The sequence below is a fragment of the Pseudomonas sp. BO3-4 genome (assembly GCF_034044115.1).
Taxonomy (GTDB): domain Bacteria; phylum Pseudomonadota; class Gammaproteobacteria; order Pseudomonadales; family Pseudomonadaceae; genus Aquipseudomonas; species Aquipseudomonas alloputida.
Genome location: NZ_CP139018.1, coordinates 4,654,497 through 4,669,266 on the forward strand (window position 1 = coordinate 4,654,497; position 14,770 = coordinate 4,669,266).

Here is a 14,770-nt window from a genome sequence, read left to right on the forward strand (position 1 = left end):
TGCCCGTTTCGCGGCGCAGGGCCACCCTCATAGAACAACGCATGAGCGACTGATCAAACAGAAACGCCTGCGGCAGTGCCTGAAAACGCAGACTGGCTGCCTACAACAGGCTACGGTAGAGATCGGCATACGCACCGGCCATGGCCGAAGCGGTAAATACTTCCTCATAACGTTGCAACGCCTTGGCCCCCATCGCCTGTGCCATGGCAGGGTCATCCCACAAGCGTTGCATGGCCTGCGCTAACGCTGCGGCATCCCGAGGCGGCACCACCAAACCGGTCTGGTCAGCCAGGTTGATGAAGGTCGTACCCGAGCCCATTTCGCAGCAAATCAGGGGCTTGCCATACATTGCCGCTTCCAGCAGAGAAATGCCGAACGACTCGGAACGCAGATGGGATGGAAATGCGAATGCATAACACAGCTCCAGCAGCGCCGCTCTGTCATCGTCTGCCAGGCTGCCCAGGAACTGAACATTGTCAAGCCTGAGCTCAGCAGCCTGCTGCTTGAGCTGCGCTTCGAGGAAGCCACCGCCGATGATCACTACCGGCAGACGGTTGATAGACGCAGCCTGTAGCAGGTAATCCAGCCCCTTGTAGTACCGCAACGCGCCTACAAACAGGAAAAAGCGCTCGCTCATGCGTGCGCGCCAGTACGCCAGCTTTTCTACCGTCGCACTGGGATAGGTCGCCCGGTCCAGGCCGAACGGAATGATTGCAAGCTTGTCCTTGAAGCGTGTCAGCACCTGACTGTGCGCGGCATAGTTGGGTGAGGAGACAACAATACGGTCAACATTGGAAAGAAAACGGCTCATCAACGGCTGATACAGCTTGAGCAGCCATTTTTGCTTGATGATATCGGAGTGATAGCTGACCACAGTCGGCTTGTTCAGCCGCCCAAGAAAATGCACCAGATCCATGTAAGGCCAAGGGAAGTGGTAGTGCACAATGTCGGCCTGGGCCGCCAGCTCGGCGAAATCCTTGATCACCGACAGTGAAAAACCCGTTGAAGCGACATGCAAGTCCAGCTTGGAGCGGTGAGTCAGGTGGCTGCCTACCGGTTCATTGCGCGCAGCCCCACGCGGGCTGAGGTATAGCACCTCTGATTGCACGCCGTGCTCACGGGTGCCTTCGGCGATCTGAAAAATGACCTGTTCGATGCCACCCATGGAGTCCGGGTAATACGTTTTAAAAAAATGCAGAACCTTGATCATCGTTCCTTGACCGACTTGTAAACCTCGACTGTACCCTGAGCGCAACGCTCCCAAGAAAAGCCACCGGCATGCAGCAGCCCCCGCTGCACAGCAGCAGACCGCCACGCTTCATCCTCGAGACCCTGGTGCAACAACCCGGTCAGGCCTTCTACATCATCGGGCGCGCACATCAACGCCGCCGAACCCGCTACCTCTGGCAACGACGAGCTGTTGGAACATACCACCGGTACCCCCGAGCTCATGGCCTCGAGCACTGGCAGGCCGAACCCTTCATAGTGCGACGGGAAGGTGAACAGCCGAGCGCCGGCAAACAGCAGCGGCAAGTCTTCACTGGCAACGAAGCCGAGGTAGCGCGCCCAGCCTTCCTGCTGTGCCTGGGCGATACGGCTGTGAATCGCCTCGCTACGCCAGCCATGATACCCACTGAGGATCAACGGCCAACGCTGGCGCAACGCAAGTGGCAAGCGGCCGTAAGCATTAAGCAAGGTCTCGATGTTTTTGCGCGGCTCGATGGTACCGACGAACAGGCTGTAGCCGCCTAGCTCCAGGCCGTGCCGTGCAAGGGTTTCACGCAATGCCTGAGGAGTCCGAGGATGGAACTGCGGCGAACTGGCCAGCGGTACCGCATGAATGCGCTCCAGTGGCCAGCCAAAGTAATCCGCCAACTCCTTCCGCGTGTGGTGCGAAACCGTGATCAGAGCGTCAGCACGCTCCAGGGTCAGCCTGAGCTCCTTTTGAAGGTAACGGGCAATCTGCGGCGTGTGGCAATGAGCCCAGGTAAAGGGGGACAGGTCGTGAAAGGTCGCCACTCTCGGCCCTGCAAACGGCGGCAGGTAGAAATTGGTGCTGTGGTAGATGAAGTCTTCATGGCCGCGCAACGCACGCTTGCGCAACAAAGGCATCAGGCGCCGATAAGCTTCAACCGCCAGGGCATTTTTCTGCACGAACCGCTTGAGCCCATGCACGGCGTCGGACTGGTCCGAAGGCTTGAGCAGCTCGGGCAAGAACCTGCTGCCAGCAAATAGACGCAGGTCACTGATTTGCTCGGCATGCTGCAGCCGTGACGCCAGTTCATAGGTGTAGCGCCCGATGCCGGTCAACGGGAAGCGGACCGACTCGACTGAAAGGATGAGCTTCATTGATCAGAAAGCATCCAACCCAAGGTTTCGTCCAGCGAAGGCGTATGCCACCCCGGCACAAGCCCGCGCAGCTTGCCATTATCGCCACACAAGGTCTTGACCTCGTTGGCACGGACAAAGGCCGGGTTGACCTGCACGTCCAGCTGATGGCCGGTAATGGCGGAACACTTGGCGATAACCTCGCGCAGCGAATGCGTTTGCCCCGAGCTGACGTTGACTATCTGGCCCAGCGGGCGTGCCTCGATCAAGCCGCGGTACGCCTGCACGACCGCACGTACATCGCTGAAATCGCGCCATACGTCTAGGTTGCCGAGCTCGATGGTGTCGGCCTTGCGGCGAAAATGCGAAACAATCTTGGGCAGCAGGAAATTCTCTGCCTGCCCAACACCGGTGTAATTGAAAGGACGCGTGATGACGATAGGCAAACGGTCACACCACAGCCGCGCCATGTATTCCATGGCCAACTTGCTGACCGCGTAATCATTGGCCGGCGCTGGCGGGGTCTGCTCGCCCAGCATCCCTTCGGAAACGTTGCCATAGACGTTGGCACTGCTGGCGATCAACACGCACTCAGGCGTTTTGCCACAGGCCGCGATGGCTTCGAGCAGGTTGCGCGTGCCTATCAGGTTGACCTTGTAGAACGCGTCGGCGGTACCATGCCCGACAAAAGCGATGGCAGCCAGATGCACAATTACATCCGGCTGCAGTTCGGCCAGCAACGCGCGCAGGCCCTGCCCATCGGTCAGATCGACCTGGCGGTAGTCCGCAGCCGGCAACGGCTGGCTGCCTGTACCGAAGACTTCATAGCCGCCGGCCCGCAACTCGGCTGCCATGTAGCGGCCGGTGAACCCGTGAACACCTGTAATCAGCGCGCGCTTGCTAGCCTTTTGCATCAGAACGAGAACCCTTTTTCGTTACGACGCAGGTCGGCTTCGACCATCATGCGGCACAGTTCTTCAAGGTTTGTCTTAGGCTCCCAACCCAGAACGTCCTTGGCTTTGGCCGGGTTGCCGATCAGCAACTCCACCTCGGCCGGGCGGTAGAATTTTGGATTGATGGCAACCAGCACTTTGCCAGAGGCGGCGCAGGTGCCCTGCTCTGCCTCGTCCTTGCCGCTCCAGTTGATTTCGATACCGGCAGCTTTGAATGCCATGGTAACGAAGTCGCGTACGGTTTCGGTACGGTTGGTGGCCAGTACGAAGGTGTCTGGTTCGTCCGCCTGCAGCATGCGCCACATGCCTTCTACGTACTCTTTGGCAAAGCCCCAGTCACGCTTGGCATCAAGGTTACCCAGCTCGAGCTTGTCGAGCAGGCCCAGCTTGATTTTGGCGACGGAGTCGGTGATTTTGCGGGTCACGAACTCACGGCCGCGCAGTGGCGACTCGTGGTTGAACAAGATACCGCTGGTCGCAAAGAGGTTGTACGACTCGCGGTAGTTGATGGTCATCCAGTGGGCGTAGAGCTTGGCCACACCATAGGGACTGCGCGGGTAGAACGGGGTAGTTTCGACCTGTGGAATTTCTTGCACCTTGCCGAACATCTCGGAGGTGGACGCCTGATAGAAGCGGGCCTTCGGGTTGACGATACGGATGGCTTCCAGCAGGTTGACTGCACCCAGGCCCGTGATTTCGGCGGTGGTCAGCGGCTGCTCGAACGACACACCGACGAAGCTTTGCGCAGCTAGGTTGTATACCTCAGTAGCTTCGGTGGTTTGCAGCAGGCGGATGCTGGCAGACAGGTCGGTGAGGTCATACTCGACCAGATGCAAGTTGGGATTGGTGTGAATCCCTAGCTCCTCGATGCGCCAGAAGTTAACCGAGCTGGTACGACGATAGGTGCCGTAGACTGTGTAGCCCTTCTCCAGCAGCAATTCCGCCAGGTAGGCGCCGTCTTGACCAGTGATCCCAGTAACGATTGCTTTCATGCGACTTAACCAACTCCGATAGTGCCGTGCGGGCATGTGTGTTTATTTGGCCTGACGCGGGCAATTCCAACCACGCGTATGAAGGTTAGACGAGGAAGTATACATAGGTCGGGCGGAGTACTCGACTCGCAAACAGATGTTGGCTACCCCGGCGCAAGTTCGGCCACCGGCCGATATTGCATAACCTTGGCACCCCCGTGCGCAAAGCAAGTGGGGCACGCGCACGAAAGGCGCATCAGGATACGTGCCGTCGAAGGGCTGTTCCAGCACGGCACTTGTAGGAAGCATCTGAAATAGCCCCATAGCAGCCACCGCCCGGGTCGGCCTGCGCTAAGGTCGATGAAGCCAAACCATCTTGACCTCGCCTGACACGCAATGGGAACAGGACGCAAAAGGGACCGGGGCTAAATTGATACTGTGCGCTTCACTGGTTGGCGCTGCGCTTCAGCCCCTGAAGCGCAGACCCCCTCGCTTTCAGCGACTGGCGCCCAGGCGAGCAACCTCGCCACCGGGCAGGCTGGTCTCAGGCACCGGGCTCAACCAGACATTGACGTTATCCACACTTTCCTGATTCAACTCACCCGCCCAACGGTTGAGCAGGAACAGGTTGGTAATAAAGTCGTACTGCGTTTTCAGCAGGTCCCGGCGCGCCTTGAACTCGTTCTGCACCGCAGTAAGCACATCCACAGCATTGACCACACCGAAGGTGAACGCCTTCTGCGCCGCAACACTGGAATGCTGTGCCGATGACAGTGCGTTGCGGTTAGCCCGGATTTTTTCTACCGCGGCCTGTGCAGTCAGGTAGGCAGTGGTGGTTTCCTTGACCACCTGGCGCCGCACCCCTTCCAGCTGTTCCTCGGCTGCCAACTGATCATCATACAACCCGCGCACCCGAGCGGAAGTGGAGCCACCGCTGTAGATCGGGATCTTCACCCCAAACGAAGCCACATAACTGTCACTGCGCGGCGCCTGGGTATTGTCATAGCCCTGGTCGTTCTGCTGCGCACTCAAGCTTAACGACAGTTGCGGATAGTGCTCGCCCTTACCCTCGCGCACCGCTGCATTGGCTGCCTCTGCCCCGCTTTGATAAGACTTCAGCAACGGGTTGTTTTCAACTGCTTGGGTAACCCAGTTCTGTAAGGGCCGGGTGGGCGCCTGCAATGCCACGTCGTTGCGTACACGGCTGAGCGGCTCGGTAATCGGCCGCCCGACGATCTCGGCCAATGCCTCGCGGCTTACTTGCACCTGATTGCGCGCTTCCACTTCTTGCGCAAGCAAAAAATCTACCCGTGCCTGCATGTCGAGCTTGTCGGTGATTTTGGCCATCTGCCGTTCGAACATGCTGCTGACGCGATCAAGGTTTTTTTGGGTTGCCCGGCGCTCAGCCTGCACCAGCGCCAGCTCGTCGTCCGCAGCCAGCGCCACGAAGTAGCGCTTGGCGAGGTCGACTGTAGCCTCTGCCAGCGTGTCTTCAGCTTCATGACCTTTTTGATCCTTCACGCTCTTGGACTTCTGGTAGCGCTCCCAGGCTGGCTTGTTGTACAGGTACTGGGTGAGACTGAGCGAATAGGTTTCGGTGTTATAGAGGTCGCGCTCAGCCTCGTTTTTGCGCAGGATGCGGCTGGAGTTGGCATTGGCCGACACCTGGGGCAGCAGGCTACCCAGCGCTGCCCGCTGCTGTTCACTGGCAGAGCGCGCACGCGCGTAAGCGGCAAGGACCCGCGGGTCCTCCAGGCGCGCCTCACGGTACAGTCCCGCCAGATCCAACACGTAAGTCGAAGCCGAAACCCCTCTTGGCTGCTCACCAGCGGCATCCTTCCCTTCCATAGCCACCGCTTGCCAGGCGACCATGCACATCATCACTCCAGGTAACAAACGCAGCACAATCATTCCTCGATCAGCGATTCAGCGAACATGTTGCGCGCTGGTTTCAACAGGTACTGCAGCATGGTGCGGTCGCCTGCGTTGATGAGGACTTCAGCTGGCATGCCGGGTTGAAGCTTGCGGTTGCCAAGTTTTTTCATGCCGTCTTCAGTGACCTTGACGCGGACCAGGTAGTACTGGTCCCCCGAGCGCTCTTCGACCAGGCTGTCGGCCGAGATCCGCGTCAACTTACCTTCGATGACCGGCGTGGTGGCCTGGTTGAACGCAGAGAAGCGGACGTCCGCAGTCTTGCCCAGCTCCAATCGGTCGATGTCCCGAGGGGCCACCTTGGCTTCAACCACAAGATCCGACTGAGCTGGCACGATATCCAGCAAAGGGGTAGCTGCACTGACCACGCCCCCAATGGTGTGCACTTTCATGTCCAGCACCATGCCGCTTTCCGGCGCGCGGATCACCACCCGTGACAAGCGATCACGCAACGCTGCTTCTTTTTCCTGCAGGTCGAACACCTGAGCCTGAACGTCCGACAGCTCCTTGGCCACGTCGGCATCGAACTTCTTCTTCAACTGCACGATCTGCAGTTCGGTCTCGCCGACCTGCAGTTTGGTCTTGGTAATGCTCGACTGGTGGTCAGCCACTTCAGTCTTCAGCATGTCGAGCTTGCGCTCCTGCTCCAGCAAACGCTGGTTGTCAACAAAGCCTTCGGCCAACAACTCCTTCAACTGTTTGATTTCGCCAGAGTACGACTTGTTCAGGCCTGCCTTGGTGCGGATCATGTCGTTCAGACCGGCGATCTGCTGCTGCATTTGCTGGATCCGCTCACGGTTGACCGAGATTTCGCCCAGCAACGAATCGTGGCGGGCCTTGAACACCTGCTGCTCACCTGCCAGCGCTTCTTGCGCGCGGTCAGAATCGGTACCTTCCATTATCACCGACGGGATCGAGTCCAAGCCGTCACGCTCGGCACGCAGGCGTGCCTCTTTATAACGGGCAACAATCAGTTGGTTGCGGGTGGACTCATACTCGGCGCTGAGCTGCGACTCATCCAGCACAATCAGCGGATCGCCCTTCTTCACCAGGTCCCCATCGCGGGCATGCAGCTCTTTGACGATGCCACCCTCCAGGTGCTGAACGGTCTTGCGGTAGTTCTGCACCGTAACCACGCCGGTGCCGTGCACGGCGTTGCTCAAAGGCGCGAAAGCTGCCCAGGTGCCGAAAATGCCGAAGGTGACAAAGACAACGGTCAGCCCGATGCGGCGGATGCCGCGATCCGACGTTGGCAGGTCGTCGAAATTGTGGTCGAACGTAGTGATTGCTTTACTGCTCATCTAGAAATCCTTTCAGGCGCCAGTACTGGTGGCAGGCGCAACGGCCGCGGGCGCAGAGGGTGCAACTGGCGGGGTAGCGGGGGCCTGCGGGCTCGCAGCCTGGCTGCCGCGCTGAAGCTTGGCCTGCTGGGCAGCCAGCTCGGCAATAACGCGGTCGCGCTCGCCATACAGCGAAATGGAGCCACCGGCCATAACCAAGATGCGGTCCAACCGAGTGAGGATGTTGGGACGGTGCGAGACAATGAACACAGTCGCGCCGGTTTCCTTGAGCTTTTGCAGGGCTACGCCCAGCGCACGCTCGCCCACATCGTCGAGATTGGAGTTCGGCTCGTCGAGCACGATAAGGCGCGGGTTGCCGTAGATCGCACGCGCCAGCCCAATGCGCTGACGCTGGCCGCCCGACAGGTTCACCCCGTCACTGCCGATGACAGTGTCGTAGCCGTCGGGCAGCATCAGGATCATTTCATGCACACCCGCCATTTGCGCTGCCTGCACCACCTTTTCAGGGTCGACCTTGTCGAAACGCGCGATGTTTTCGCTGATGCTGCCCTCGAACAGTTCGATGTCCTGGGGCAGGTAGCCAACATAGGGGCCGAGGGCTTGCTTGTCCCAAGTGGATATATCAGCACCATCAAGGCGTACAACACCGTGCTGCGGCGGCCAGATGCCCATCAATGCACGCACCAAGGTGGACTTACCGGCTGCGCTTGGGCCGACAATACCGACAATGGAGCCGGCGGGGGCGACGAAACTGATACTACGGAGCACCGGGGCTTTGGCGCCAGGCGGAGCGACTATCAGGTTTTCGACCTGAATGTGACCTTCCGGGGCGGGCAACGGCATGCGCTCGGGTTCTTTGTTGAGATCGTCCATAACTTTGTTCAGGCGGTCATACTGAACTTTGGCCGCGACGAAGCCCTTCCAGCTACCGATTATCTGGTCGATCGGGGCAAGCGCTCGGCCCAGCAACAACGAACCCGCCATCAAAAGGCCGGGATTGATTTCGTGGGTAACCACAAGATATGCACCAATAGCCAGCATGATCGACTGAGACCACGTGCGGAATGTTTTAGAGGTGGAGCTTACTGCCCCCCCCTTATCACTTGCATCAGACTGCAGCATCATGATGTTGCGCTGACGCTTGGCCCAACGCGCCATCAGCGTTTCCAGCATGCCCATCGACTCGATAACTTCGGCATTACGCAGCGTTTTAGTGGTGACCACATTGGATGCTACGTTTTCCTTGTTGGCTGCGGCCAAGGCCTGCCCGGTCACCCGATGATTCACAACCGCCAGCACTGCCAACACTGCACCGCAGGCCAGCGTCATCCACCCGAACCATGGATGGAACAGGAACATGACTACTGTATAGATAGGAAACCAAGGGGCATCGAAGAACGCGAAAAGGCCTGGCCCGGTAAAGAACTGGCGCAACGAGGTGAGGTCATTCAACGACTGCGCCGTAGCGTCAGAGCCGCCACTATTGAGCGCGCGCTTGAAGCTGGCACGGTACACGTCACGACTGAGAAGCACATCTAATCGATTGCTGATACGAACCATGATCCGGGAGCGCACCCACTCCAGCATACCCATGGTCACAATCAGCACCGTCAGGATCAGCGTTAGCATGAGAAGCGTCGATGTGCTGCCTGATGGCACAACGCGTCCCGAGACCTGGATCATGAAGAAGGTAGGCACCAGCATCAGCGCATTGACGAAGAAGCTGAAGAAACCGACCGAAAGGAAGCTGCTTTTACAAGCTTTGAGGGCAGCTTGCAGATTATTTTCGGATTGTGAACTCATGGTATCCATACTGAGGTAGGCGAAAGCGGCGGGCAGTGTAACACCCACATCAAGGCTGCTGCGTGTCAGATTGTCCGGAAGCTGGGTCGTTCCGCGACGAATTACCTGAATCATGAAATTTTTGGCGAGAAAACCCGCTTAGTTTTTCCCGCACCTGGGCATCTGGATATGAGACGACAAACGGCTACCCAAGCAAAAAAAGCCATTGAACGGCCGTCAAAAAAAACGCACCATGCGCACACATCGCTCTTAATCCTTCGCAATCCATTGATTTCTTGCTCCTTTCAGGTGATTTTTTTACCCCCAGCATTCTAGTCAAGCCCCCCCTAAAAGACCCTGCTGATCTCTTGATTGATCGCTAAGTTCCCAGTGGATATGAAATTTTTTTTAGAATCTGTGGTTGACAACATTGCCCTCGGACGGCATCTTCGCCACTCGCAGGGAGCCATCACTGGCCGTTTGGTGCACGCACGGGTTTGAGCAAGTTAGCTACCAGTGTTTTTGCTTAAAAGGAGCTTAACAACGCCATGTCTATGCCTTCGCAGACCCTTGACGGCCTGAAAATAAGCTCTCGGGTTACGCTGCTCGAGCCGGGCATGTATATCTTCCGCTACGCCTCGCAGCCCCAGACAGACAAGCCCGTATGCATTGCCTTGCAGCAAGCACCGCTGGGCAAAGGCTCTATCGATTTCTTCCCCGCCGAGGGCGTCAGCAAGAATATGCTGACCAAGCTGGGCGACACCATTGTGGCGCGGGTGAAAGGTGGTGTTACCACCATATTGATCACCGAATACCACATGTTCGACGAAGTGATCGAACCCGTCGACCTGCGCATCGACCGCATCGACACATCCCCCGCCATCATGCGCACCTACGCCGTGGTCGCGACCGCAGAGCCCGCTCAGGCCATTGCGGCCAGCTCCAAGCCGCTGCCCATCACGCTTATAGCGCACCTGAAAAAGGCGGGTGAAGTGATATCCAGCGAGGGCTGGGTCGGTCTCCCAGGCACTGACGACTTCATCGAATCTTTTGCCGTCGACTGGGCTGAAAAGCCCGCCGGCGTCGATCTGCTCTATACCTGCATGGTGGCCGGCTCCGGCCCCTGCCGGAATGTCTCCACCGGCACCTTTGTTGGTGCCCGTGCTCAAGGCCTGCCGCTGCTGTGCGTCGGCTTTAGCCTGGTAGGGCCATTGCGCAAACACTATGAACTGACAGGCTTGGTGGTGTTCGGCAAAGCCGAGCCACAGCACCTGGTCGCCAATCAGATGATGCATGGCCCCACCGGCAACGAGCCGTTGGTGGCGCTGCATATCGCCCTGACCCCCGTTACGAAGATGAACGCTGCCCGCCTTAAGTCTCCGTGGGAAAACTCTGCAACTGAGCAGAACACTATTGCAGCGGGCCAGATGGCCTGAAGTAACAGGAATACACAATGCAATACGATAATCCCGTACAGAGCAGCGATCTGCTGGCAACCCTGACCGCCGAAAGCGCCAACCTCTCCGACTCCACCATCGAGGCTATCAACAGCCTGCTGAACCTGGATAACGTAGAGACCGTTGCAGTTGCTGGCATCACCGGCACCACCGTTCAGCTGCCAGAATCCGGCGCTGCAAGCGTCGTTCAAGGCACCGTCGAAGGCGTTAAGGGCGACACCGTCGTTGTTGACCTGGCCGCTGCCGAAACCGCTGGCGCCACCGTCTACAACCTGCAGAGCGATGCCAACCTCGTCGTGAACCTGCAAGGTCAAGCTGCTGCCCCTGCTGCCGACGCTCAGGCCTTCGCTGCCCTGGCTGCAGTCGACACCTCGGCTATCGAACTGGTAGTTACCACCGGCAACGGTGACGACGCCATCACCGTCAAAGGCGACCAGAACACCCTGATCGATGCTGGCGACGGCAACGACACCATCGTTACTGGCAACGGCAACAACACCGTTATCGCTGGCGCTGGCAACAACAACGTCACCACCGGTACCGGGGATGACACCATCATCCTGAGCGGTAGCAACCACGCTGACATCGTCAACGCTGGTGCTGGCTACGACGTTGTCCAGCTGGACGGCTCGCGCGATGACTATGCCTTCGCAGTCGGCAACAACTTCAACGTCAACCTGACCGGTAACCAAACCGCTTCGATCACCGACGCTGAGTTCCTGACCTTCGTCAACGGTGAAGAAGTTGAAACTGTTGCCCTGGCCCACAACGACGCAGAAGCTGCTGCCCTGCGCCTGTACCAAGGCATCCTGGACCGCGACGTAGACCAGGAAGGCGCCAAGTTCTTCACTGGTTATGTCAACAACGGTGGTTCGCTGACCGACGTTGCCAATGCCCTGCTGGATTCGTCCGAATTCGCAGGCGTTAACAACGCTGCTGACGTTAACGACCTGTACCAGGCCTTGCTGGGTCGTGGTGCTGCTGACGACGCCGGCTCCAGCGTCTGGACCGACCTGCTGGCCAACGGCGGCAGCCTGGCTGACGTAGCTGCTGCCATCTCGGTTTCGGCCGAAGCTCAGGCACTGGATGCGTCGAACGGTACCTTCGTTGAAAGCCTGTACGAAGCTGCCCTGGGTCGCGAAGCTGACGAAGCTGGCCTGCAAGACTGGGTATCCCAGCTGTTCAACGGCGCTAGCCGTGCCGACATCGCCCAGGCGATCGTAGGCTCTGCCGAAGCAGCTTCGAAAGCCAACTCCGACTTCATCGATTCGCTGTACCAGTCCGCTCTGGACCGTACTGCTGATGACGCCGGCAAGGCGCACTGGGCTGCTCAGCTGGAAGCTGGTGCTTCGCAAGCAGACATTGCCCTGGCAATCGTTGGTTCCGACGAAGCCGTTGCTCACAACGACAACGTTGTTGTACTGCACGGCCAAGTTTAACTAGCCCTGCTGTAGCGCCGCATATGCCTGGCCTTAGGGCTGGGCATATGCCAAAGGGGCGACTTTCGGGTCGCCCCTCTTTTTATTTTTTATAGCCAAGCCAAGCTTATGTCCAGAATCATTGACCATGGGCGAGAAACGCTCTTGGACGTTTTCCATCGCCACCGCCAGGCCAACGAGCCTCAGCTGGCAGCCGCCGCACTCGAGCGCGCACTGCAAACCGCTGAATATCGGCCGGAGGCACTGGTTTGGAAAGGCATCGCGGCCCTGCCGCAGAAGCCGGAGCTGGCGTTTTTATATTTTGCCAATGCCGCCAAGTCCTTACCCGAGCGGGCTGACGTTCATGCCCTGGTCGGGCGCAGCCTGCTGGCGCAAAATCACTTCGAACTTGCCACTCGCTACCTGACCACTGCTTGGAAAGTTCAACCCAACGACCTTGTCTTACGCCTGATGCTGTGGGAAGCCCGCGCTAAGACAGCAACACCGGCCGAACTGCGCCGCATGATCTTCGCTCACCTGCCGGAAATTCACAGTGGTAAAGAGCTGGCGCACGTACTCAAATTGCTTGCCGGGCAAGCCGATGCCCCGCGCACCGTCGGTGTGGTGCGCTACCTACCGGAGCTAAGGGAGATCCAGGGTTGGGCTGTGGACATGGCCAACCCGCAAGCCCCTGCGGCGCTGGTGATTGATGTCAACGGCGTGAAGGTAAATGCCGCGGCCGGCGCTGAACATCCACTGCTCAGCGCTGCGGGCCTGCCGAGCACTCACGGCGGCCTGCGCGTGAGCGTGCCAAGCCCTACCCCACAGGTGCACCTGCATTTTGCCAATGGCACTGCTCTACTGGGCAGCCCGGTGTATGCGATGCCGGTTTTCCAGCCACCTCCCAGCGCAAAGGGCGGGGGCCAGCAGCAGCCAGTTGATGTGCTGATTCCCGTGTATGACGGCCTCAACGAAACATTGGAATGTATCAATAGCGCACTAGAAGCGCGCAAACTTAACCGCACTGCGCACCGCCTGGTGGTGATAGAAGACCAAACCCCCGTACCTGCGCTAGCCAAGGCTTTGAAGGTTCTAGCCGGCAAAGGCAAGATTACCTTGGTAATCAATCCGGTGAACCTTGGCTTCATCCGTAGCATGAATCGTGCGATGGCCATGAGCCCTAACAAGGACGTGGTGTGGTTGAACGCCGACACCCGCGTGCACGGGGCCTGGCTAGACCGCCTTCGCCAAGTGGCTTACAGCGATGCACGCATTGCTTCGGTAACTCCATTCACCAATAACGGTGAGCTGATGAGCTTTCCCAAAAGCCAGGTCAGCCATGCCATGCCTAGCGCTCAGGCGCAGGCCGAGCTGGATGAACTGGCTCGCCAGGTTGACAGCCCACCGATGGAAATAGAGACCGGCTGCGGCTTTTGCCTGTATATCAAGCGGGCCGCACTCGACCAGGTGGGCTACCTGGACGAAGTGCATCTGTCCCGTGGTTACGGTGAAGAAACCGACTGGTGCCTACGCGCGCGCGGCTTAGGCTGGAAGCACGTAGGGGCACCCAACGTATTTGTGGCACACCAAGGTGGCATTTCATTCGGCGCAGAAAAAAATCTCCGCGTTGCGCAGAACAACGCTGTATTGCGCAAAAGGTACCCGGATGCGTCAGCTCGCTATAAGGCTTTCTGCCTGCGCGACCCCATAAAACCGGCACGTGACGCCCTGCAACGTGCGCGCCTGGCGCAGCTTGCCCGCTACGCAGGCAAGGGCCACGGGGACTGGCCAGCACGAGGCAAAAAAACCCTGCACCTCAACAGCGGACAGGCCAACGACGCCCGATTCAACCTGACATGGCAGCACGACACACATCGAACATGGGTCTGCTTGCAGGCACCAGTGGCAGCCCTGCCCCTTACTCTCGACTTCGAACTGCCAGGAGACCTCGACAAACTGGTAGAAGCGCTTCGCCTACTACCTCAAGACGAGCTCGTATTCGAAAGCCTGCACCGCTGCCCCACTGAACTGTGCAGACTTCCTTCGCTGTTGGGCACACCCTATCGCATCATTTGCCGTGATCCGCTCTTGCTGGAGAACGACGTTTCGTACGACTGGCGGCGGTTCGCAAGCAAGGCCACCAGCATCCAACTGCCTTGGCAAGCGCTGCAGAGTGCTGATGTAACCGAACTTCCCGGTAGCAATCTGCGCACTGACGCCACTGCAGCACCACTAGAACTATCCACAAAAACACATCGCGCAATCCTGATCGGCGACGACCTCGACGCCACAACGGGGCACCAATGGCTGGCATTGGCACGGCAGCTGGCGCGCCAGGCACTGCCCACGGTACTGCTGGCGAAGGCAGAGACACCATGGCTGAAATCACTGCAAGCCACTGGCACGGTACACCTGCTGCCGCAGATAGCTGGCTTCTCATTTGCCGACCGAGCCAAAGCTGCTGGCTGTGAAGCCGTACTGAGCCTGGCTGAAAGCCCAGATGCGGGCTGGCCCGCAGCGGCGCTTTCCGCCGAGCTAGGCGTGCCGCTGTACGCTAACCCTGGGGCAATTGCCGACCAACTCGGCGCAGCCCCGATTACCCAACTAACTTTTTACTGAGCCAAGCCT

General features: G+C 58.7%; 10 protein-coding genes. 3 read left to right on the plus strand and 7 right to left on the minus strand.

The features are described 5' to 3' along the window. Window positions 1-100: 100 nt before the first annotated feature. From REH59_RS21455 to REH59_RS21485, 7 genes are all read right to left on the minus strand, one after another. Window positions 101-1,210, minus strand: coding sequence for a glycosyltransferase family 4 protein (locus tag REH59_RS21455; RefSeq protein WP_014860661.1), 1,110 nt, complete (start codon window positions 1,208-1,210; stop codon window positions 101-103). Continuing rightward, window positions 1,207-2,349 carry a glycosyltransferase family 4 protein gene (locus REH59_RS21460; protein ID WP_014860660.1) on the minus strand — a complete coding sequence of 381 codons (1,143 nt, stop codon included), beginning with the start codon at window positions 2,347-2,349 and terminating at the stop codon, window positions 1,207-1,209. Before REH59_RS21460 ends, REH59_RS21455 begins: the two co-directional genes overlap by 4 nt. Next, window positions 2,346-3,242 carry a GDP-mannose 4,6-dehydratase gene (locus REH59_RS21465; protein ID WP_014860659.1) on the minus strand — a complete coding sequence of 299 codons (897 nt, stop codon included), beginning with the start codon at window positions 3,240-3,242 and terminating at the stop codon, window positions 2,346-2,348. Before REH59_RS21465 ends, REH59_RS21460 begins: the two co-directional genes overlap by 4 nt. Further along, window positions 3,242-4,273, minus strand: a complete 1,032-nt coding sequence (gmd, locus tag REH59_RS21470) for a GDP-mannose 4,6-dehydratase (RefSeq protein WP_014860658.1) — start codon at window positions 4,271-4,273, stop codon at window positions 3,242-3,244. Before gmd ends, REH59_RS21465 begins: the two co-directional genes overlap by 1 nt. 474 nt (window positions 4,274-4,747) lie before the next feature. Next, complete coding sequence (locus REH59_RS21475; protein WP_010952834.1) at window positions 4,748-6,163, minus strand: TolC family outer membrane protein; 1,416 nt, start codon at window positions 6,161-6,163, stop codon at window positions 4,748-4,750. Then, window positions 6,160-7,485, minus strand: coding sequence for an HlyD family type I secretion periplasmic adaptor subunit (locus REH59_RS21480; protein WP_014860656.1), 1,326 nt, complete (start codon window positions 7,483-7,485; stop codon window positions 6,160-6,162). The genes REH59_RS21475 and REH59_RS21480 overlap by 4 nt, the downstream gene beginning before the upstream one ends. A 12-nt stretch (window positions 7,486-7,497) precedes the next feature. Then, window positions 7,498-9,288 carry a type I secretion system permease/ATPase gene (locus tag REH59_RS21485; RefSeq protein WP_128573923.1) on the minus strand — a complete coding sequence of 597 codons (1,791 nt, stop codon included), beginning with the start codon at window positions 9,286-9,288 and terminating at the stop codon, window positions 7,498-7,500. A 533-nt stretch (window positions 9,289-9,821) separates the two neighbouring features. On the opposite strand from REH59_RS21485, the gene REH59_RS21490 reads away from it, so the two are divergent. The 3 genes from REH59_RS21490 (at window position 9,822) to REH59_RS21500 (ending at window position 14,761) form a co-directional block, all read left to right on the plus strand. Further along, complete coding sequence (locus tag REH59_RS21490; protein WP_128573708.1) at window positions 9,822-10,703, plus strand: hypothetical protein; 882 nt, start codon at window positions 9,822-9,824, stop codon at window positions 10,701-10,703. 17 nt (window positions 10,704-10,720) lie between these two features. Next, window positions 10,721-12,163, plus strand: coding sequence for a DUF4214 domain-containing protein (locus tag REH59_RS21495; protein WP_014860653.1), 1,443 nt, complete (start codon window positions 10,721-10,723; stop codon window positions 12,161-12,163). A 450-nt stretch (window positions 12,164-12,613) separates the two neighbouring features. Continuing rightward, window positions 12,614-14,761, plus strand: coding sequence for a glycosyltransferase family 2 protein (locus REH59_RS21500; RefSeq protein ID WP_320450354.1), 2,148 nt, complete (start codon window positions 12,614-12,616; stop codon window positions 14,759-14,761). The last annotated feature ends 9 nt before the right edge of the window (window positions 14,762-14,770 follow it).